This window comes from Actinomadura sp. NPDC049382 (assembly GCF_040677125.1).
Classification (GTDB): domain Bacteria; phylum Actinomycetota; class Actinomycetes; order Streptosporangiales; family Streptosporangiaceae; genus Spirillospora; species Spirillospora geliboluensis.
This window is the reverse complement of sequence record NZ_JBFARO010000153.1, coordinates 1-18,872: the sequence shown is the minus strand read 5'-3', so window position 1 is coordinate 18,872 and position 18,872 is coordinate 1. Positions and strand designations below refer to the sequence as shown.

21 protein-coding genes are annotated in these 18,872 nt (G+C 76.0%); 6 read left to right on the top strand and 15 right to left on the bottom strand.

Translation table 11 applies throughout. The annotated features are described in order from the left end of the window. The 11 genes from AB0K34_RS41500 to AB0K34_RS41450 all read right to left on the bottom strand — a co-directional run. A partial coding sequence (locus tag AB0K34_RS41500) for an MMPL family transporter (protein WP_364554187.1) occupies positions 1-1,031 on the bottom strand: 1,031 nt, incomplete at its 3' end. Positions 1,032-1,198: 167 nt separating this feature from the next. Continuing rightward, a complete protein-coding gene (locus tag AB0K34_RS41495; RefSeq protein WP_138634017.1) occupies positions 1,199-2,356 on the bottom strand; it encodes a 4-hydroxybenzoate 3-monooxygenase in 1,158 nt (385 codons plus the stop codon). A 53-nt stretch (positions 2,357-2,409) separates the two neighbouring features. After that, on the bottom strand, positions 2,410-3,222 hold the full coding sequence (locus AB0K34_RS41490) for an IclR family transcriptional regulator (RefSeq protein WP_364554185.1): 813 nt from the start codon (positions 3,220-3,222) through the stop codon (positions 2,410-2,412). 53 nt (positions 3,223-3,275) lie between these two features. Then, the gene (gene pcaC, locus AB0K34_RS41485) at positions 3,276-3,668 is read right to left on the bottom strand and encodes a 4-carboxymuconolactone decarboxylase (RefSeq protein ID WP_364554183.1); all 393 of its coding nucleotides are present in this window, start codon (positions 3,666-3,668) and stop codon (positions 3,276-3,278) included. Continuing rightward, positions 3,665-4,435: a 3-oxoadipate enol-lactonase gene (gene pcaD, locus AB0K34_RS41480; RefSeq protein WP_364554181.1), complete on the bottom strand. Its 771-nt coding sequence runs from the start codon at positions 4,433-4,435 to the stop codon at positions 3,665-3,667. Before pcaD ends, pcaC begins: the two co-directional genes overlap by 4 nt. Next, positions 4,432-5,649, bottom strand: coding sequence for a 3-carboxy-cis,cis-muconate cycloisomerase (gene pcaB, locus AB0K34_RS41475; RefSeq protein ID WP_364554179.1), 1,218 nt, complete (start codon positions 5,647-5,649; stop codon positions 4,432-4,434). The genes pcaD and pcaB overlap by 4 nt, the downstream gene beginning before the upstream one ends. After that, the gene (gene pcaG / locus AB0K34_RS41470; RefSeq protein WP_364554177.1) at positions 5,639-6,190 is read right to left on the bottom strand and encodes a protocatechuate 3,4-dioxygenase subunit alpha; all 552 of its coding nucleotides are present in this window, start codon (positions 6,188-6,190) and stop codon (positions 5,639-5,641) included. The genes pcaB and pcaG overlap by 11 nt, the downstream gene beginning before the upstream one ends. Beyond that, entirely contained in the window at positions 6,190-6,894 is a 705-nt protein-coding gene (gene pcaH, locus AB0K34_RS41465; RefSeq protein ID WP_364554176.1) for a protocatechuate 3,4-dioxygenase subunit beta, read from the bottom strand. The genes pcaG and pcaH overlap by 1 nt, the downstream gene beginning before the upstream one ends. A 103-nt stretch (positions 6,895-6,997) precedes the next feature. After that, complete coding sequence (locus AB0K34_RS41460; protein WP_364554174.1) at positions 6,998-7,975, bottom strand: sigma-70 family RNA polymerase sigma factor; 978 nt, start codon at positions 7,973-7,975, stop codon at positions 6,998-7,000. A gap of 159 nt (positions 7,976-8,134) precedes the next feature. Further along, entirely contained in the window at positions 8,135-9,178 is a 1,044-nt protein-coding gene (locus AB0K34_RS41455) for a zinc-dependent alcohol dehydrogenase family protein (RefSeq protein WP_364554173.1), read from the bottom strand. 11 nt (positions 9,179-9,189) lie between these two features. After that, complete coding sequence (locus tag AB0K34_RS41450) at positions 9,190-9,687, bottom strand: XdhC family protein (RefSeq protein ID WP_138633998.1); 498 nt, start codon at positions 9,685-9,687, stop codon at positions 9,190-9,192. A 139-nt stretch (positions 9,688-9,826) separates the two neighbouring features. Between AB0K34_RS41450 and AB0K34_RS41445 the strand changes: the two genes are divergently transcribed. From AB0K34_RS41445 to AB0K34_RS41435, 3 genes are read left to right on the top strand one after another with little or no spacing between them, the layout of a single operon-like run. Further along, entirely contained in the window at positions 9,827-10,381 is a 555-nt protein-coding gene (locus AB0K34_RS41445; RefSeq protein ID WP_138633996.1) for a universal stress protein, read from the top strand. Positions 10,382-10,437: 56 nt separating this feature from the next. Beyond that, positions 10,438-11,082 carry a nucleoside monophosphate kinase gene (locus tag AB0K34_RS41440; protein ID WP_138633993.1) on the top strand — a complete coding sequence of 215 codons (645 nt, stop codon included), beginning with the start codon at positions 10,438-10,440 and terminating at the stop codon, positions 11,080-11,082. Further along, positions 11,079-11,942, top strand: coding sequence for a pyridoxal-phosphate dependent enzyme (locus tag AB0K34_RS41435; protein ID WP_364554171.1), 864 nt, complete (start codon positions 11,079-11,081; stop codon positions 11,940-11,942). The genes AB0K34_RS41440 and AB0K34_RS41435 overlap by 4 nt, the downstream gene beginning before the upstream one ends. Before the next feature lie 59 nt (positions 11,943-12,001). On the opposite strand, the gene AB0K34_RS41430 is transcribed toward AB0K34_RS41435, so the two are convergent. The 3 genes from AB0K34_RS41430 to AB0K34_RS41420 form a co-directional block, all read right to left on the bottom strand. Then, the gene (locus AB0K34_RS41430) at positions 12,002-13,075 is read right to left on the bottom strand and encodes an acyl-CoA dehydrogenase family protein (protein ID WP_364554169.1); all 1,074 of its coding nucleotides are present in this window, start codon (positions 13,073-13,075) and stop codon (positions 12,002-12,004) included. Further along, positions 13,072-14,265: an acyl-CoA dehydrogenase family protein gene (locus tag AB0K34_RS41425; protein ID WP_364554167.1), complete on the bottom strand. Its 1,194-nt coding sequence runs from the start codon at positions 14,263-14,265 to the stop codon at positions 13,072-13,074. The genes AB0K34_RS41430 and AB0K34_RS41425 overlap by 4 nt, the downstream gene beginning before the upstream one ends. A 136-nt stretch (positions 14,266-14,401) precedes the next feature. After that, positions 14,402-14,803 (bottom strand): nuclear transport factor 2 family protein, encoded by a 402-nt coding sequence (locus tag AB0K34_RS41420; RefSeq protein WP_364554165.1) that lies wholly within the window; start codon positions 14,801-14,803, stop codon positions 14,402-14,404. A gap of 81 nt (positions 14,804-14,884) precedes the next feature. Between AB0K34_RS41420 and AB0K34_RS41415 the strand changes: the two genes are divergently transcribed. Further along, positions 14,885-15,475 carry a helix-turn-helix domain-containing protein gene (locus tag AB0K34_RS41415; RefSeq protein ID WP_364554163.1) on the top strand — a complete coding sequence of 197 codons (591 nt, stop codon included), beginning with the start codon at positions 14,885-14,887 and terminating at the stop codon, positions 15,473-15,475. Between the two features lie 12 nt (positions 15,476-15,487). Here the strand turns inward: AB0K34_RS41415 and AB0K34_RS41410 are convergent, their stop codons facing one another. Continuing rightward, the gene (locus AB0K34_RS41410) at positions 15,488-17,509 is read right to left on the bottom strand and encodes an AAA family ATPase (RefSeq protein WP_364554161.1); all 2,022 of its coding nucleotides are present in this window, start codon (positions 17,507-17,509) and stop codon (positions 15,488-15,490) included. A gap of 167 nt (positions 17,510-17,676) precedes the next feature. Between AB0K34_RS41410 and AB0K34_RS41405 the strand changes: the two genes are divergently transcribed. Together AB0K34_RS41405 and AB0K34_RS41400 are read left to right on the top strand one after the other, a co-directional pair. Continuing rightward, positions 17,677-18,498, top strand: coding sequence for an SDR family NAD(P)-dependent oxidoreductase (locus AB0K34_RS41405; protein WP_364554159.1), 822 nt, complete (start codon positions 17,677-17,679; stop codon positions 18,496-18,498). An 88-nt stretch (positions 18,499-18,586) separates the two neighbouring features. Further along, the coding region (locus tag AB0K34_RS41400) for an ATP-binding cassette domain-containing protein (RefSeq protein ID WP_364554157.1) at positions 18,587-18,872 on the top strand (286 nt) is incomplete at its 3' end.

Here is an 18,872-nt window from a genome sequence, read left to right as displayed (position 1 = left end):
CCGCCGCGCAGGCCGGGGAGCCGGCCGCCGAGCACCCGGCGGCCGGCGAGCCCGAGCAGCGCGGGCAGCAGGCTGAGCGCGATGAGGACGGCGACGACCACGGCGAACGCGGCGGCGAGGCCCATCTCGGTGAGCAGCGGGATGCCGACGACGGCGAGCCCGGCGAGGGCGATGACGACGGTCAGGCCGGCGAACACGACCGCGGATCCGGCGGTGCCGACGGCCCGGCCGGCGGCCTCCTCCCCGGACCGCCCCTCCTCCAGCTCGTGCCGGTAGCGGGAGACGATGAACAGGGCGTAGTCGATGGCGACCGCGAGGCCGAGCATCAGCGCGAGCGTCGAGGTCATGGAGCTCATCTCGAACAGCCCGGTGGCCGCGGTGATCGCCGCCATCGCGATGCCGACGCCGAGGAGCGCGTTCAGCAGCGGCAGCCCGGCGGCGACCAGCGAGCCGAACGTGATGACCAGCACGACCGCGGCGACCGCGACGCCGATCACCTCGGCGGCGCTCTGCGCGGGCATGCCCTCGGTGGCGGTGCCGCCCATCTCGACCTGGAGCCCGGCGGCGCGGCCGGGGCCGGCGGCCGCGGCGAGCGCGTCCCGCGCCCCGTCGGTCACCTCGATCGGCGACACCTTGTAGGTGACCTGCGCGTAGGCGATCCGGCCGTCCTTCGACACGGCCCCGGCCTGGTACGGGTCGACCACGGAGGCGACCTGCGGGGCGGTCTTCAGCCGGCCGACGACCTGCTCGACGGCGGCCTTCCCGGACGGCTCGGTGACCGTCGACCCGGCGGGCGCGGCGAAGACGACCCGGGCGGTGGCCCCGTCCGCGGACGCCTGCGGCATCTTCCTCTCGAGCAGGTCGATCGCCTGCTGCGACTCGGTGCCGGGGATCGAGAAGTCGTTGGACGTCGGTCCCTTCAGCGCGGCGGCGCCCACGCCGGCGAGGACGAGGAGCGCCGCCCACAGCAGCACCACGAGGCCGCGCCGGCGGAACGAGAACCGGCCCAGCCGGTACAGCAGCGTGGCCAAGGCATCCCCCAGACGGTCGCGAAACGCGGACGGCTCGTCCGCGACCCGTCCACGCTAAACCGAACTTGCCCAGGCGGCAAAATTTCAGGCACTGCCAATTCGCGTGATGTGCATCTCACTGCGCGCCAGGGCGCCGGACGGTTCCGTCGAAGGGGGGCGGCCCGCCCCTAGAAGATGGGGAGGCCGGTGTAGTTCTCCGCCAGGGACGTCTTGGCCGCCTCCGACGACGCCACATAGTCCAGGTGGGAGCGCTGGAGCCGCCGCTCGAAGTCGGTCGCCGCCGGGTCGACGTGCAGCAGCGTCGTCATCCAGTAGGAGAAGTGCTCGGCCCGCCAGACCCGCCGCAGGCACGTGTCGGAGTAGCCGTCCAGCAGCGTCTCCGACCCCGAGGCGTACCGCTCGGTCAGGGCCCGCGCCAGCACGATCACGTCCGAGACGGCGAGGTTGAGGCCCTTCGCGCCGGTCGGCGGGACGATGTGCCCGGCGTCGCCGGCGAGGAACAGCCGGTCGTGGCGCAGCGGCTCGGCCACGAAGCTGCGCATCGGCGTGACCGACTTGTCGGTGATCGGGCCCTCGTGCAGCTTCCAGCCGTCGTCGGTGGCGAACCGCGTCGCCAGCTCGTCCCAGATCCGGGCGTCGGACCAGGCGGCGAGGTCCTCGTCCGGGCTCACCTGCAGGTACAGCCGGCTGACCTGCGGCGAGCGCAGGCTGTGCAGGGCGAAGCCGCGGTCGTGGTTGGCGTAGATCAGCTCCTCGGTGGACGGCGGGACGTCGGCGAGGATGCCGAGCCAGGCGAACGGGTACTCGCGCGAGAACGTCCGCAGGCCCGGCACCGCGGGGCGGCTGACGCCGTGGAACCCGTCACAGCCCGCGATGTAGTCGCAGTCCAGGGTGTGCGTCTCGCCGCCGCTGCGGAACGTCACGCTCGGCGCGGACGCGTCCAGGCCCACGACCTCGGTCTCGAACCGCACGTCGCCGCCGTCCGCCAGCCGCCGGGCCACCAGGTCCTTGACGATCTCGGTCTGCGCGTAGACGGTGACCGTCCGGCCGGTCAGGTCGGTCAGCGGGACGCGGTGCCCGGCGCCGCCGAACCGCAGCTCCAGCCCGTGGTGGACGAGCCCCTCCCGGTCGAGCCGGTCGCCGACGCCGGTCTCGCGCAGCACGTCCGTCGTGCCCTGCTCCAGCATCCCGGCGCGCTGCCGGTGCTCCACGTAGTCGCGGTCCCGGCTCTCCAGCACCACGGACTCGATCCCCCGCAGATGGAGCAGGTGCGACAGCAGCAGTCCGGCGGGGCCGCCGCCGATGATCGCGACCTGGGTACGCATCGAGCCTCCTCGTCGTCGGTTACCCGGCGATGCTGGCGTGCATCGCCGCTGGTTCAGGCTCCGGTCTTCCGCTCAACGGAAAACAGGTCGGGATCGCCGCCCCAGTGCGCGGCCACATCCCGGGACAGGGCCCGCGCCGCCGTCGTCAGCGGCGGCAGCAGCCGCCGCAGGTCGGCGCTGCGCGTGGCCGACACCAGCGACAGCGCCGCCACCACCCCGCCCGCCGCGTCTCGCACCGGCGCGCCGACCGACGAGGCGCCGAGCGTCATCTCGTCCCGGGTGAGCGCGTAGCCGGAGCGGCGGACCTGCTCCAGGGCGCGCCGCAGGTCGTCGGCGGCGGTGATGGACCGCGCCGCGTGCCGGGCCAGCTCCCCGGCGAGGACCTTCTCCCGGACCTCCGCCGGCGCGTAGGCCAGCAGCACCTTGCCCACGCCCGTGGTGTGCAGCGGCAGCATCGCGCCGACCTGCGTGACCACCGGCACCGAGCGGGTGCCGCGCAGCCGCTCGACGATCAGCACGCGGTCGTCGCGGAGCACGCCGAGCTGCACGTTGTCGTGGGTGGCCTCGTACAGGTCCTCCATGTGCGGCAGGGCCAGCTCGCGCAGCCCCGTGACGGCCGGGGCCTGGCTGCCGATGCGCCACAGCCGGGTGCCGATGCGGTACGTCCCGTCCGGGACCCGCTCCAGGAACCCGCCGCCGACCAGCTCCCCCACGAGCCGGTGCCCGGTCGCGAGCGGCAGCCCGGAGCGGCGGCAGATCTCGCTCAGGTTGAGCCGGACGCCGCCCTGGGCGAAGGCGTTCAGGATCGCCATCACCTTGCCGGCCACGCTCACCGGCCGCGCGCGCTCCGCGCCGTCCCCCGCCACCTGCCACCTCCCGCGCGGCCCGCTCCCCGGGCCGGCCGCCCGGAACCCGCCCGTCACTCCCCTTCGTCGAGGACCCGCTGGGCGACGGCGAAGGCCGAGTTCGCCGCCGGTACCCCACAATAGATCGCCGTCTGCAGGAGCACCTCTTTGATCTCCTCGGGCGTCAGCCCGTTGCGGACGGCGGCGCGGACGTGCATGGCCAGCTCGTCCAGATGCCCGCCGGCGACCATGGCGGTGAGCGTGATGCAGCTGCGGGTCTTGCGGTCCAGGCCGGGGCGGCTCCAGATCTCCCCCCAGGCATAGCGGGTGATCATGTCCTGGAAGTCGGCGGTGAAGGCGTTCTTGCGGGCCTCGGCGCGGTCGACGTGCGCGTCCCCGAGCACCTCGCGGCGCGTCCGCATGCCCTGCGCGTGCCGCTCCTCGTCGGTCATCCGCTCCGCGCTCATCCTTCGTTTCCCTTCCATGTGCGCTCCAGGTGCGCGGTGATCTCCTCGGTGACCGCGGCCGGGCGTTCGACGTTCGCCAGGTGGCCGGCGCCCTCCACGACGGCGAGCCGGGCGCCGGGGATGCCCGCGGCCAGCCGGTCGGCGTGGCCGGCGGGCGGGGTGGGGCCGTCCTGCGCGCCCGCGATCACCAGGGTCGGCGCGGAGACCGCGCCGAGCCGCGCCGTGGCGTCGAACCCGGCGAGGGCGTCGCAGCAGGCGGCGTAGCCCTCGGGGTCGGTCGCGCGGAGCATCGCCACGTAGGGCTCCGCGCCGGTGAAGCCGGGGGTGAACCAGCGGCCGGCCGCCGAGTCGGCCACGGGGCCGACCCCGTCGTGGCGGACGAGCGCGGCCCGCTCCCGCCACGGCCCCGGCTCGCCGAAGCGCGGGGACGTGCAGCACAGGACCAGGCTCGCGACGCGGCCGGGGGCGCGCAGCGCGAGCGCGGTGCCGACCGCGCCGCCCAGCGACACCCCGGCGTAGGCGGCCCGCTCGGCGCCGAGCGCGTCCAGGAGGGCCAGGACCCCGCCGGCCAGGTCGTCGACGGTGAACGGGCCGTCCGGGACCGGGGCGCCGCCGTGGCCGGGCAGGTCGTAGCGCAGCACCCGCCAGGCGCGGGTGAGCGCCGGCAGTTGCGGGAGCCACAGGTCCGTGGTGGTGCCGAGGGACGGGCCGAGGACGACGAGCGGCGCGTCCTCCGGGCCGTCCAGGCGGTACTGGGGGACGGTCACGGGCGGCTCCTCCGGTAGGCGTCGAGGGCCCGGCCGACGAGCGCGGCGGCGTTCCCGGTGCCGGGGTCGCGGCCGAGCACGCCGATCAGGTCGTCCAGGCCGGCGCGCATCCGCTCGGGGGACACCTCCAGGCCGGCCAGCAGTTCGGCGGCGGTCTCGGCGGCGCCGCCGGTCAGGCGCAGGCACTCGCGCAGCGGCTGCCACTCGGCGTGCCACTCCCCCGCCGGCCGCTCGTGCGGCGCGGCCTGCGCGGCGAGGACGACCTGCGCCTGCGCCGGCACCTGCAGCGCGGCCGAGCGGACCAGGGCCGACAGCGCGGGGTTGCGCTTGTGCGGCATCGAGGACGAGCCGCCCCGCCCTGCGCCCGCCGCCTCGGCGGCCTCGCCGACCTCGCTCTGCGACAGCAGCCACACGTCGGTGGCGATCTTGCCGAGGGCGCCCGCGGCGACCGCCAGCGCCGACGCGAGCCCGGCGACCGGCGCCCGGCGGGTGTGCCACGGCAGCGCCGGGCACGCGAGCCCGGTCTCCTCGGCGTAGGCGGCGACCAGGTCGAAGGCCCGGTCGCCGAAGGCGTCGAGCGTCCCGGCGGGGCCGCCGAGCTGCACGGGCAGCGGCACGGCGGCCAGCCCCTCGCGGGCCTCCAGGCAGCCCAGCAGCCAGTTCGCGGCCTTGGCGCCGAACGTGGTCGGCAGCGCCTGCCGGCCGAGGGTGCGGGCCGCCATCGGGGTGTCGCGGTACCGCGCCGCGAGCCCGGCCAGGGCGTCCAGCGCCCGGTCGAGGTCGGCGAGGAGGACGCGCCGGGCCCGGGCCGCGACGAGCATCGCGCCGGTGTCGGCGATGTCCTGGCTGGTGGCGCCCTTGTGCACGTGCTCGCCGGCGGGCCCGGCGAGGGCGCGCAGGTCGGCGACCAGCGGCACCACGGGGTTGCCGGAGCCGCGCGCCCGGCGGGCGATCGCGACGAGGTCGAAGCGGCCCGGGTCGGCGGCCGCGGCGATCGCCTCGGCGGCCGCCGCGGGGACGATGCCGAGGCGGGCCTGCGCGCGGGCCAGCGCCGCCTCGGCGTCCAGCATCGCGGTCAGGTAGGCGAGGTCGCTCGTCGCGGCCTCCGCCGCCGTCCCGGCCCGGACGGGGGACAGCAGCCCCGCGTCCGGCCCCGCGCCCGCGCCCCGCTCGTGCCCGTGATCACCGGAGGGCCCGTGCTCGTCAGAAGGCAAGGAAGACCGTCTCCCCTTCCCCTTGCAGCCGGACGTCGAAGCGGTACTCCCGCTCGCCCTCGCGCGCGGCGACCAGCGTGCCGCGCCGCTCCGCCGGGACCTGCGCGAGCAGCGGGTCGGTGGCGTGGGCGGCCTCGTCCTCGGGGAAGTACAGCCGGGTGAAGACGGGCTTCAGCAGGCCGCGGGCGAACACGAGCACGGCGATGTAGGGGGCGCCGCCGCCGGCCGCGCCGGGCTTGAGGGTGCTGAACCAGTAGCCGCCGGCGGCGTCGGTGCCGCAGCGGCCGAAGCCGGAGAACCCGTGCCCGGCCCGGGCCAGCCCGCCGGGGCCGCGGGGGACCGCGCCGTCGGCGTCCGGCTGCCAGATCTCCAGCAGCGCGTCCGGCACCGGCTCGCCGGCGCCGTCGAGCACCCGGCCGCGCACCGTGATCGCCTCCGGCCGCCACGGCGGCACGACCTCCGGGCCACCCGCGTACGGCAGCGCGTAGCCGAAGAACGGCCCGACGGTCTGGGACGGAGTGGTGAGGGGCGGTGTGCTCATCAGACCTCCATCGGGGTGTCGCCGAGGACGATGTCCCACTGGTAGCCGAGCGCCCATTCGGGCGTGGTGGTGTCCAGGTCGAACCGGGAGATCAGCTTCTCCCGGTCCCGCTCGTCCGGGATCGACTGGAAGATCGGGTCGTAGGCGAACAGCGGGTCGCCGGGGAAGTACATCTGGGTGACGAGCCGCTGGGTGAACGCCGTCCCGAACACCGAGAAGTGGATGTGCGCGGGCCGCCAGGCGTTGTGGTGGTTGCCCCACGGGTAGGCGCCCGGCTTGATCGTGACGAACCGGTAGCGGCCGTCGCCGTCGGTGAGGCAGCGCCCGGCGCCGGTGAAGTTCGGGTCGAGCGGCGCCGGGTGGATGTCGCCGAGGTGGTTGTAGCGGCCGGCGGCGTTCGCCTGCCAGATCTCCACCAGCGCGTTGCGCACCGGTCGCCCGGCGCCGTCCAGCACCCGGCCGGTCACGACGATCCGCTGGCCCTGCGGCTCGCCGGCGTGCTGGACGGTGAGGTCCTCGTCCAGCCGGCCGAGCTCCTGGTGGCCGAAGACCGGCGAGGTCAGCTCGACGCTGTCCGGGCCGAGCTTCGGCATGATCAGTTCCTGTGCCGGGGCGCGGAGCACGGTGCTCTTGTAGCCCGGGTACAGGTAGGGCGGGTGGGTCGTGCGCCCCTCCCCGCCTCCGCCGGTCCCTGCGCGGTCCATAGACCTCCCCTTCCCACGTCGCGGACACCGTGCACCCACCCTGGCAGCCCGCGCCGGGTGCGCCGGAACGGGGTTTCCGCCCAATGGAAACGGGGGCGGCCGCTCAGAGGCGCTCGGCCAGCCCGAACAGCGGGAACAGGCTCGTGTCGAAGAACACCGAGGCGTGCGCGACGCCGTGCTCGGTGACGCTCAGCACCTGCAGCTGGTAGGCGCGGTGGACGCCGTCGTCGGCGCGCTTGTAGAGGCCGAACGCGGGCTGCCCGTTCGCGGCGGCCGGCACCATCCGGAGGTCGCCGGGGCCGGGCGCGCACTGGGCGGCGATGAGCCGCACCACGTTCTCGGCGCCGACGAACCACTCGGGGAACGGCGGCATCTCCCAGACGACGTCCTTCTTGAACAGCTCGATGAGCCCGGCGATGTCGGCGTCCTCGAACGCCTTGGCGTACCGCTCCAGGAGGTCGCGCTGGGCGGGGTCGGTCGGCTCGACCAGCTCGTCGCGCATCGGCGCGTCCTGCTCCAGCTGGGTCCGCGCCCGCTGCAGCGCGCTGTTGACCGCCGCCGTGGAGGTGCCGAGCAGCTCGGCGACCTCGGCCGCCCGCCACTTCAGCACGTCCCGCAGGATCAGCACGACCCGCTGCTTGGCGGGCAGGTGCTGCAGCGCCGCGACGAACGCCAGCCGGGTGCTCTCGCGGGCCGCGACGATCGTGGCGGGGTCGGCGGCGTCCGCGCCGAGGACCGTGTCGGGCGCGGGCTCCAGCCACGGCACCTCGGGCGAGGCGACCACGGGCCGCTCCGGCTCCTCGCTCGGCGCGCCGAGGCCCGACGGCATGGGCCGCTTGCCGCGCTGGTCGATCGCGGTGAGGCACACGTTGGTGGCGATCCGGTACAGCCACGTCCGCAGCGACGACCGGCCCTCGAAGTCGCCGTAGGACCGCCAGGCGCGCAGGTAGGTCTCCTGGACGAGGTCCTCGGCGTCGTGGATGGACCCCAGCATCCGGTAGCAGTGCGCGAGCAGCTCCCGCCGGTACGGGTCGGCGAGCTGCTGGAAGTCGCGGTCTGACTGGATCGTGGTGTTCGCCATGGTGATGGTCACCTTCGCGTTCGGCGGCATCGCTCGGACGGCGCGGCCGGACGGCCCCGTCTCCGGCGACCGTAGGCGACCCCACCGACAGAACGCGTGCAACGCCTTCATCCTACGCACGGTCCCGCGGCCGGACCGGGCGCCGCGCGGGTCCGCCGGCTACGCCTCCCGGTGCGGTTCGAGCACCGTGATGCCGGGGCCGGCGGGCGCGGTGAGGGCCGCGGGCCCGTCGCCGAGCGGCAGGACGCGGGCGACGAGGAGGTCGGGGCGCAGCGCGCCGGCGCGCACCAGCTCCAGCATCGGGCCGTAGGCGTGCGCGGGCATCCCGTGGCTGCCGGCGATCTCCAGCTCCCAGGCGATGACCCGGTCCATCGGCAGGTCGGCGCGGCCCGCGCCGGGCGGCAGCAGCCCGACCTGGACGTGCCGGCCGCGGCGGCGCAGCGAGGCCACGGAGGCGCGGGCGGTGGCGGGGCTGCCGAGGGCGTCCAGGGACAGGTGCGCGCCGCCGCCGCTGGCGTCGCGGACGGCCGCGGCGACGTCGTCGTGCCCGGAGGCGTCGACGACGGCGGCGGCGCCGCAGCGGCGCGCCAGCTCCAGCGCGCGCGGCGAGACGTCGACGGCGACGACGCGGGCGCCCGCCGCCGCGGCGATCATGACGGCGGACAGGCCGAGGCCGCCGCAGCCGTGCACCGCGACCCACCGGCCGGGGGCGGCGCCGCCCTGCGCGGTGACGGCCCGGAACGCGGTGGCGAACCGGCAGCCGAGCGCGGCGGCGGTGGTGAAGGGCATCCCCTCGGGCAGCCGCACGAGGTTGACGTCGGCGTTGTGGACGGCGACGTACTGGGCGAACGACCCCCAGTGGGTGAAGCCCGGCTGGGTCTGCTCCTCGCAGACCTGCTGGTCCCCCGCCGCGCAAGCGGGGCAGCGGCCGCACGCGCACACGAACGGGGCGGTCACCCGGTCGCCGGGCCGGTGGAGGGCGACCCCGGCGCCGACCTCCGCGACCGTGCCGGCCAGTTCGTGGCCGGGGACGTGCGGGAAGGAGCGGATGTCGGGGTCGTGGCCCTGCCAGCCGTGCCAGTCGCTGCGGCAGGCGCCGGTGGCCTCGACCCGGATGACCGCGCCGCCGGCGGGCACCGGCGGGTCGGGCAGGTCCCGGACGTCCGGCGGCGCCCGGAACGCGTCGTAGGCGACGGCTCGCACCCCGCGGGCCGCTAGAACTCGAAGCCGCCGGGGCGGCCGTTGCGGTCGGCGATCAGCCCGGCGAGCGCGGCGATGGCGATCTCCGCGGGGGTCTTCGAGCCGATGTTGAGGCCGATGGGGCGGTGCACCCGGGCGATCTCGCTCGCGGGGACGCCGAGCTCGGTGAGCGCCGGGATGTGCGGGGCGGGGTGCCGGGGGTTGCCCATGACGCCGACCCACCGGACGGGCTGCGTCAGCACGTCGCGCAGCACGGGCCCGAGCTCGGGGCGGTGGTGGTCGGTGACGACCACGTCGGCGGTGCCGTCGAGCGGCGGCAGGTCGGCGGCGCCCTCGCGGTCCTTGTCGGGGTCGACGAGGAAGGTGCGGTAGCCGAGGTCGGCGCCGTAGCGCAGCAGGTGGTCGGCGACGGGGCCGGCGAACACCGCGACCAGCGTCCGCTCCTGCGCGGCGGGCGGGACGTCGCCGTGCGCGACGGCGCAGGACGGGTCGTTCTCGTGCGGTGCTCCCATACCCGAAGTGTGCCGCGCGCGGCGGCGGCCGGTCCAGCGGCCACGCCTTCCAGCGGAAAACACCGTTTCCGCAACGTGGCACTCCCCGCACCGGAGGGGGTATGCCTAAACTGCTGGCACCCGGCGCACAGGAGGGGTCGTGATCGCGAGACCGGAGGGCGGTCCCCGCATCGTGGTGGGGGTGGACGACTCCGCGGGCGCCCGCTGCGCGCTCTCCTGGGCGATCGGCGCGGCGCGGCTGCGCCGGCTGCCGCTGCTCATCGCGCACGCGGCGCCGCTGCCGCCGCACGTGTCGGCGGCCGGGCAGCTCGGCTGCGGCATCACCGAGGCGCTGCGCGCCTCCGGCGCCGAGCTGATCGCTCGGCTGCTCACCGAGGTGTCCGGCGGACCGCCGGCCGGGGTGGAGCTGACCGCGCTCGCGCTGGTCGGCGAGCCGGGCGCCGCGCTGGTGCGGCTGGCGGGCGACGACGACATCCTGGTCGTCGGGCACGGGACGCGCGGCCCGTTCTCGCGGCTGCTGCGGCCGTCGGTGCGGCTGCACTGCGCCCGGCGGGCCCGCGCGACGCTGGTGTGCGTCCGGCAGCCCTCGTTCGAGACGCTGCTGGAGGGCCTGGTCGTGCCGGACGAGTCGCCCGAGCACGTCCCCGGCTCGCGTTTCCGCCGACTGGGGCGGCGGCTGCGGCTGCCGCTCTGAGCGGGCGCCGCGCTGTGCGCCCGTTCCCGCCCCGGCCCGGCGCATAGGCTTGCCGCATGCGCAAGTACGTCATCATCGGCGCCATCGGCAGCGGCAAGGGGACGCAGTCGGGACTGCTCGCGCGGGATCTGGACATCGTGCACATCAGCGTCGGGGACATCTTCCGCTGGCACGTCAAGAACCACACCAAGCTGGGCGCGCAGGTGCGGCGGACGATGGCGGCGGGCGAGCTGGTCGGCGACGACCTCGCCGAGAGCGTCGTCCGGCAGCGGCTGGAGCAGCACGACTGGAACTACGGGTTCGTCGTCGACGGGTTCCCGCGCAGCCGGCGGCAGACCGAGTTCTTCCTGGAGAGCTACGACATCGACGGCGTGATCCACCTCGACCTGCCGGACGCGGAGGTCCGCCGCCGGGTGCTCGGCCGCCGGCTGTGCGCGCGGTGCGGGATGGACTACAACCTGATCGCCGACCGCCCGACGCAGGAGGGCCGCTGCGACGTGTGCGGCGGCGAGCTGGTGACGCGCGAGGACGACACTCCGGAGGCGCTCGCCGAGCGGCTGCGCGACTACCACGCCAAGACCGACCCGATCCTGGAGCTGTTCGGCCGCAAGGAGTACGTGGTCACCGTGGACGCGCGGCCGGGCATCGACGAGGTGCAGCGGACGCTGCGCGCGAAGCTCGGGCTCCCGGCGCCCCGGTGACGCCGCCGGTTCCGGCCCTGCCGGCGTCCCCCGTGGTGGAGCTGGCCGACGACCGGGCCGCGCGGCGCGGCGTGCGGCTGTTCCTGAAGCGCGACGACCTCGTCCATCCCGAGCTGCCCGGCAACAAGTGGCGCAAGCTCCGGCACAACATCGGACCGGCCCGCGCGAGCGGGACGCTGCTGACGTTCGGCGGCGCCTACTCCAACCACATCCGGGCGGCGGCCGCGGCGGGGCGGATCTTCGGGTTCGCGACGATCGGGGTGATCAGGGGCGAGGAGCATCTGCCGCTGAACGACTCGCTGGCGTACGCCGAGCGGATGGGCATGCGCCTCACCTACCTGGACCGCGCCGCCTACCGCCGCAAGCACGACCCCGAGGTCGTGGCCGCCCTGCGCGAGCGGTGGGGCGACTTCTACCTGCTGCCGGAAGGCGGCAGCAACGCCCTGGCGCTCAAGGGGTGCGCGGAACTGGGCGCCGAGGTGCCGGGCTTCGACGTGGTGTGCTGCCCCTGCGGGACGGGCGGGACGCTCGCCGGCCTCGCCGCGGGCCTGGCCCCGGGCCAGCGGGCCCTCGGGTTCTCGGTGCTGAAGGGCGACTTCATGGCCGGCGAGGTCGAGCGGCTCCAGCGCGAGGCGTACGGGGAGCGGCGGGGGGACTGGCGCGTCGAGGGCGGCTTCCACTTCGGCGGCTACGCCAGGCGCACCCCGGACCTGGACGCGTTCATCGCCGGTTTCGCCGCCCGGCACGGCGTCGTCCTCGACCGCGTCTACACGGCGAAGATGATGTTCGGCGTGCTGGCGCTGGCCGAGCGCGGCGCCTTCCCGCCGGGTGCGCGCGTGCTGGCCGTGATCACCGGCTGACGGCTGCGATCACCGGCTGACGGCCGGGCGGCCCCGGCGCGGGGCCGCCCGGCCCGGTGTCACGCCGGGGGCAGGTCGACCAGCTCCGCCAGGGCGGCGCGGTGGTGGTCGGGCGTCCCGAGGGCGATCGAGTCGGCCTTGGCGCGCTTCAGGTACAGGTGCGCGGGGTGCTCCCAGGTGAAGCCGATGCCGCCGTGCATCTGCACGCACTCCTCCGCCGCCTTGAGGGCGACGGCCGAGCAGTGCGCCTGCGCCACGGCCACCGCGATCGGCGCGTCCCCGTCCCCGGCCGCGACACAGGACGCCGCGTGCCGCGCCACGGCCCGCGCCTGGGTGATGGACGTCCACAGGTCGGCGAGGCGGTGCTTGAGGCCCTGGTAGGACCCGACCGGGCGGCCGAACTGGTAGCGCGTCTTGACGTAGGCGACGGTGTCGTCCAGGCAGCGCTCGGCGAGCCCGAGCTGCTCGGACGCCAGCATCGCCGCACCGGTCAGCAGCGCCGCCCGGACCGCGTCCAGGCCGTCCGCGACGCGCCGGGCGGGCGCGCCGGAGAAGGCGACGTCGGCGAGGCGCCGGGTCATGTCGAGGGAGGTGACGGCGGTGCGGCGGGCGTCGGCGGCGTCCACGGCGTACAGGCCGTCGGAGGCCGGGACGAGCAGGACGTCGGCGGCCATGCCGTCGGCGACGCTGGTGACCTCGCCGGTCAGCGTCCCGTCCGCCGCCCGCACGGTGGCGGCGGCCCCGCCGGGCGGGGTGCTGAACGGGACGGCCAGGACCGCGATCCGCTCCCCCGCGGCGAGCTCGGCGAGCAGGTCCCGCTCGCCGGCGGCCAGCAGCGCGGCGGTCGCGACCACGGCGCTGGTCAGGAACGGGACGGGCGCGGCGGACCGGCCCAGCTCCTCCATGACCACCGCCGTCTCGCGCCAGGTGGCGCCGGCGCCGCCGAGGTCCTCGGGGACGGGCAGCCCGGCGCAGCCGAGCTGCCCGGCGACGGCCCGCCACAGCTCCGCGTCGTAGGGCGCGTCCTTCTCGACGCCCGCGAGGACGGACGTCCAGGGCGCCTTGTCGTCGAGCAGCCCGCGGACGCCCGCGCGCAGGTCGGTCTCGATCTCGGAGTACAGCAGGTCGCTCATTTGGGCAGGTCCTTCCACGCCACGTCCTTGTCGACGCGGATCTCGCCGGGCAGGCCGAGGACGCGCTCGGCGATGATGTTGCGCAGGATCTCCGAGGTGCCGCCCTCGATGGAGTTGCCCTTGGCGCGCAGGTAGCGGTAGCCGGGCGAGCGGCGGGTGAAGTCGACCTCGGTGGGGCGGCGCATCGTCCAGTCGTCGTAGCGCAGTCCGTCCTCGCCGAGCAGTTCCAGCTCCAGCCCGGAGACCTCCTGGTTGAGCGCGGCGAAGGCGAGCTTGGCGCCCGAGCCCTCGGGGCCGGGCTGCCCGGCGGTGAGCTGCTGGCGCAGCCGCTCCCCGGTGAGCCGGGCGGCCTCGGTCTCCACCCAGGCGCGCAGCAGCGCGTCGTGCAGGCCGGGGGTGCGCAGCTCGGGGCGGTCCCGCCAGAGCGCGGCGACCACGCCGATCATGCCGCCCTCGCGCGGCGCGGCGTTCCCGCCGATCGCGACCCGCTCGTTCATCAGCGTCGTGGTGGACACCTGCCAGCCCTGCCCGACCTCGCCGAGCCGGTGCGCGTCGGGGATCCGCACGCCGGTGAGGAACACCTCGTTGAACTCGGCCTCGCCGGTGATCTGGCGCAGCGGGCGGACCTCGACGCCGGGCGCGGTCATGTCGCACACGAAGTAGGTCATGCCGCGGTGCTTGGGGACGTCGGGGTCGGTGCGGGTCACGAGGATCGCCCACCGCGCCTCGTGGGCCATGGACGTCCAGACCTTCTGCCCGTCGACGGTCCAGGCGTCGCCGTCGCGGACGGCGCGGGTGGCGAGCGCGGCCAGGTCGGAGCCGGCGCCGGGCTCGCTGAACAGCTGGCACCACAGCTCCTCGCCGGTCCACAGCGGGCGCAGGAAGCGGCGCTTCTGCTCCTCGGTGCCGAACGCGAGGATGGTCGGCGCGGCCATGCCGAGGCCGATGCCGTTGCGCTCGGGGTGGTTGGTCGGCGCGCCGACACCGGCGAACGCCCGGTCGACGGCGGGCTGCAGGTGCCGCGGGGCGCCGAGCCCGCCGAGCCCCTCGGGGTAGTGCACCCAGGCGAGCCCGGCGTCGAACCGGGCGCGCAGGAACTCCAGGGGCTCGGTGGCCGAGGGGTCGTGGGCGGCGAGGAACTCGCCGACCCGGCGGCTCAGCTCGTCGGCGTCGGGCGGTGCTGTGCTCACAGGGCGGACCTCCGCGCGGGGCGGCGGGCGGCGGCCGGGCCGCCCGCGAACGGACATACCAACCGGTCGGTATGGCCCGTCCAGCCTAGGAACCGCCGGACCCGCGAGTCAACCGCGCGGCCCGGCGGGGCGCCGGTCAGGCGCCCGCCGCCAGGCCGAGCCCCGAGTGGTCGTGGTAGTCGCGGGACTCCACGATGTGCCCGTCGCGGACCCGCATGACCACGATGTTCGGCAGCAGGAACTCCCGCCCCGTCGCGGTGTTGCGCCCCGCGTACTCGAACTCCGCGATGATCACCTCGGGATCGGCGGTCTGGTGGACGGTGACGTTGCGCGCCGCCATCTCCAGTGGCAGCGTCTCCAGCCGGGCGAAGTGCTCGCGCAGCGCCGCGCGGCCCTCCAGGCGCGCGGCGGGGTGGGCGAACGGCTGCACGACCACCGCGTCCTCCGCGTAGAGGCGCGGCAGGTCGCCGGGGCGCCGCGCGACGATCCCGTCGAGCAGCCGCTGGAAGACGGCCCGGGGGGTGGCGAACTCGGACATGGCTGACTCCCCTACAATCGGAGTTTCTACTCCGTATGCAAAATATGGAGTCAAGACTCCACTTGTCAACGGAAGGCGCCGATGACCTCTCCCGCGTCCGGCAGGCCGCTGCGCGCCGACGCCCTGCGCAACCGCGCCAAGGTCCTCGCGGCGGCCGAGGAGGTCTTCGCCGCCCGGGGCACCTCGGCGTCCACCGAGGAGGTCGCGCGGCGGGCGGGCGTCGGGATCGGCACGGTGTTCCGGCACTTCCCCACCAAGGAGTCGCTCCTGGAGGCCGTGCTGGTCGCGCTGCTGGAGCGGCTCGCCGGCGAGGCCGAGGAGCTGCGCTCGGCCGCCGACCCGGGCGCGGCGTTCTTCGGGTTCCTGTCCCGGGTGGTCGCGCAGGCGGCGGCGAAGCAGGCCGTCACCGAGGCGCTGGCCGAGGCGGGCGTCGACGCCCGGGCCGCCACCGGCCGCGCGGGCCCCGGCCTGCGGGCGGCGCTCGCCGTCCTCCTCGAACGCGCGCAGGAGGCGGGGGCCGTCCGCTCCGACGCCGACCTGGAGGTGGTCATGGCGCTGCTGGTCGGCATGTCCTACGCGGCCGGGCACGCCGGGGCCCGCGAGGACGTCCTGCGGATCGCCTTCGACGGGCTGCGCCCGCGCGCGGCCGCGGAACAGGCCGCGCGCGGGTAGGGCGGCCGCCCGTCAGGCGGCCAGCTCCGCCGGCAGGTCGTCGCGGTGCAGCACGGTCAGCGAGGTGACGGCGCGGGTCAGCACGACGTACAGCCGGGCGAGTCCGCGCTCCTCCGCGGCGGCGATCGCGGCGGGCTCGGCGACGATCACATGGTCGTACTCCAGGCCCTTGGCGAGGGTCGCGGGGATGACCAGCAGCCGGTCGGACCCGTCGGACTCCGGGCCGAGCACCGCGTGCTCCAGCCCGGCCGCCGCCAGCTCGGCCGCGTGCGCGGCGACGTCGGCGTCCGGGACGATCAGGCCGACCGAGCCGGGGCGGGCGAGGGCCGCGCGGACGGCCCCGGCGGCGGCCGGGACCACGTCGGCGACGCGGCGCACCTCCAGGGCGCCGGCGCCGGGCCGCAGCGAGCGCGGCCGCTCCAGGCCGGGCGCGACGTGCGGGAGCAGCCGGGCGGCGTAGTCCAGGACGGTCCCCGGGACGCGGAACCCGAGGGTCAGCTCGGTGACCTCCCCGTCCTGCCCGAGGTGGCCGAGCACCTCCTTCCAGGAGCGGGCCGACCAGGCGGTGGTGCCCTGGGCGAGGTCGCCGAGCACGGTCGCCGAGCCCGTCCCGCAGCGCCGGCCCAGCGCCCGCAGCTGCATCGCCGACAGGTCCTGCGCCTCGTCCACGACGAGGTGGCCGAGCGAGGGCGTCCGGTCGATGAGGTCGCCCAGCTCGTCGAGGAGGGCCCGGTCGGCGGCGGTCCACTTGGCCGACCGGTGCGAGCGCGGCGCCTTCGGCCACAGGAGCGCGGCCTGCTCGTCCTCGTCCAGGACGCCCTTGGCGGCCCGCGCGAGGAACTCGCCGTCCGACAGCAGCCTGTGCAGGACCTGCTCGGCGGTCACCTTCGGCCACACCGCGTCGAGCACCTCCCGGACCGGCCGGCTCCGGGCGACCTGGTCCTGGACGCGGTCGTCGGGCGCCTCGCCGCGCTGCTCCATCAGCACCAGCACCCGGTGCGCGAGCCGCTGCGCGAACGCGGCGCGGCCGGCGCCGTACCGGGTGGTGCCGCGCAGCCCCGCCGCGATCTCCCGGACCTCGTGGTCGGCGAGCCGGAAGCGGACCGAGCCGCGGGTGACGACGAGGCCCTCCGCGGGCTTGCGGACGTGCAGCCACAGGGCCCTGCGCAGGACGTCCGCCATCCGGGCGTCGCCCTTGGCGGCCGACACCGCCGCCGGCTCCTCCCCCAGCGGCGCCCCGAGCAGGTCGTCGATCGTGGCCTGCTCGACCCGGACCTCGCCGAGCGCGGGCAGCACCGCCGAGATGTAGCCGAGGAACGCCCGGTTCGGGCCGACGATGAGGACGCCGGACCGCGACAGCCGCTCCCGGTGCGTGAACAGCAGGTAGGCGGCGCGGTGCAGGCCGACGGCGGTCTTGCCGGTGCCGGGCGCGCCCTGCACGCAGACCGTGCGGGGCAGGTCGGCGCGGACGATCACGTCCTGCTCGGGCTGGATGGTGGCGACGATGTCGCGCATCGGCCCGGTGCGGGGCCGCTCGATCTCCTCGGTGAGGATCCGGGACGGCCCGGCGCCGGCCCCGCCGTCGAGCGGCTCGTCCTCGAAGGCGGTCAGCTCCCCGGCCTGGAACCCGAACCGGCGCCGCAGCCGCCAGCCCATCGGGTCGGCGGGGCCGGCCTGGTAGAAGGCGCGGGAGACGGGGGCGCGCCAGTCCAGCACGAGGGGGCGGCCCTCGGCGCCGTCGTGGACGTGCCGCCGCCCCACGTAGATGACCTCGGGCAGTTCGGGGTCGCCCGCGGCGGCGCGGTCCATCCGGCCGAAGAACAGGGGCGTGCCGGGGTGGTCGGCGAGCGCGGCGACCCGCTGGTCGAGCATCGCCTCCAGGATCTGCCGGCTCACCCAGTCGGCGGCCACGTCGGCGGACAGGCTCGCGGCGTGCTCGCGCATCCGGCGCAGCGCGGCGCGCGACTCGGCCAGGTGGGCGCGTTCGGCGGTGAGTATCTCCGTTTCGTCGGATCCGGCGGGTTCGGCGGGCATGCGGGCAGACCTCCGGCGGTGCGAGGGGCGTACAGGGGAAACCCACAACCTTACCGGCCGCCGGGACGGCCTGGACGGCTCCTTCATCCGCTCCCCCGACGGCCGGATCCAGAGGCGGCGGCGCTTCGCCTTGCCCGGCCGGGCGTGCGTGTGTGACGTTGGGCGCCATGGTGACTTCGACGGGACGGGTGACGTTGACGGGGCGGTCCGCGCTGGTCACGGGAGCCTCGTCCGGCATCGGCGCGGTCGTCGCGGAGGCGCTCGCCGCCGCCGGCGCCCGCGTCGGCCTGGTGGCGCGGCGCAAGGACCGGCTCGAGCAGGTCCTCGCGCGCTGCCGTGAGCACTCCCCCGACTCGGCGATGTGGACCGCCGACCTCGCCGACCTCGACGGGATCGCCGACCTCGCGGCCGCCGCCGAGCGCGAACTCGGCGGCGTGGACGTCCTGGTCAACAACGCGGGGATGCCGAAGCGGCGCCGCGTCCAGGACCTCGCGCCCGCCGAGGCCGAGGACGTGATGCGGCTGAACTACGCCTCCCCGGTGCGGCTCGCGCTGGCGCTGCTGCCGGGCATGATCGCGCGGGGGCGCGGGCACCTGGTGGCGATCGGGTCGGTCGCGGCGCGGCTCGGGCCGCCGCACGAGGGCGCGTACGGGGCGTCCAAGGCGGCGCTGACCGCGTTCTGGGAGAGCATGGCGGTCGACCTCGACGGCACGGGCGTGCAGGTCCACGTGGTCCAGCCCGCGCTCATCGCCGGGACCGAGTTGTTCACGCTGCCCGGCAACGAGCCGCCGCTGAGCGACGTGTCCGACGCGCTGCCGCCGGAGCGGGTCGCCGACGCGGTCCTGGCCGCGCTGGAGACCGGGAAGTTCGAGCAGTACGTGCCGGACTGGTTCGACGAGATGGCGTCCGGCAAGGCCGCCGACGTCGACGCGTTCGTCGCGGGCGTCAAGGAGTGGACGCGCGACCGGCTGGAGCCGCCGCCGCCCTGACCGGAGGCCGTTGCCGCCGCCCGCGCGCGTCAGTAGGGTGTGGATCCCCCAGTGACCCACATCACAGTGAGCCGAGGTGCGGATGGGCATGACCGCTCCAGCGGGGCTCCGGGTCCGCGACGTCACGGTGCGGTTCGGCGCGGTGACGGCCGTGGACGGCGCCGGGCTCACCGCGCCGCCCGGCGCGGTCACCGGCCTGATCGGCCCGGACGGCGCGGGCAAGACGACGCTGTGCGAGGTGATCGCCGGGCTGCGACGCCCCGCGGCGGGCACCGTGCACCTCGGTGACGCCGACCTGACCGGCAGCGCCGCACGCGAGCGGGCCCGGCGCGGCATCGCCCGCGCGGATCCCCGGCCCGGGCCGGCCGGCTCCC

Bases quoted from the DNA above. Each gene is read 5' to 3' on its own strand.
- AB0K34_RS41460 (WP_364554174.1), bottom strand. From the start codon at position 7,975: ATGGCGAACACCACGATCCAGTCAGACCGCGACTTCCAGCAGCTCGCC.
- pcaG (WP_364554177.1), bottom strand. From the start codon at position 6,190: ATGAGCACACCGCCCCTCACCACTCCGTCCCAGACCGTCGGGCCGTTC.
- pcaH (WP_364554176.1), bottom strand. From the start codon at position 6,894: ATGGACCGCGCAGGGACCGGCGGAGGCGGGGAGGGGCGCACGACCCAC.
- AB0K34_RS41430 (WP_364554169.1), bottom strand. From the start codon at position 13,075: ATGAGCGACCTGCTGTACTCCGAGATCGAGACCGACCTGCGCGCGGGC.
- AB0K34_RS41440 (WP_138633993.1), top strand. From the start codon at position 10,438: ATGCGCAAGTACGTCATCATCGGCGCCATCGGCAGCGGCAAGGGGACG.
- AB0K34_RS41405 (WP_364554159.1), top strand. From the start codon at position 17,677: ATGGTGACTTCGACGGGACGGGTGACGTTGACGGGGCGGTCCGCGCTG.
- pcaC (WP_364554183.1), bottom strand. From the start codon at position 3,668: ATGAGCGCGGAGCGGATGACCGACGAGGAGCGGCACGCGCAGGGCATG.
- AB0K34_RS41410 (WP_364554161.1), bottom strand. From the start codon at position 17,509: ATGCCCGCCGAACCCGCCGGATCCGACGAAACGGAGATACTCACCGCC.
- AB0K34_RS41450 (WP_138633998.1), bottom strand. From the start codon at position 9,687: ATGGGAGCACCGCACGAGAACGACCCGTCCTGCGCCGTCGCGCACGGC.
- AB0K34_RS41415 (WP_364554163.1), top strand. From the start codon at position 14,885: ATGACCTCTCCCGCGTCCGGCAGGCCGCTGCGCGCCGACGCCCTGCGC.
- AB0K34_RS41495 (WP_138634017.1), bottom strand. From the start codon at position 2,356: ATGCGTACCCAGGTCGCGATCATCGGCGGCGGCCCCGCCGGACTGCTG.
- AB0K34_RS41420 (WP_364554165.1), bottom strand. From the start codon at position 14,803: ATGTCCGAGTTCGCCACCCCCCGGGCCGTCTTCCAGCGGCTGCTCGAC.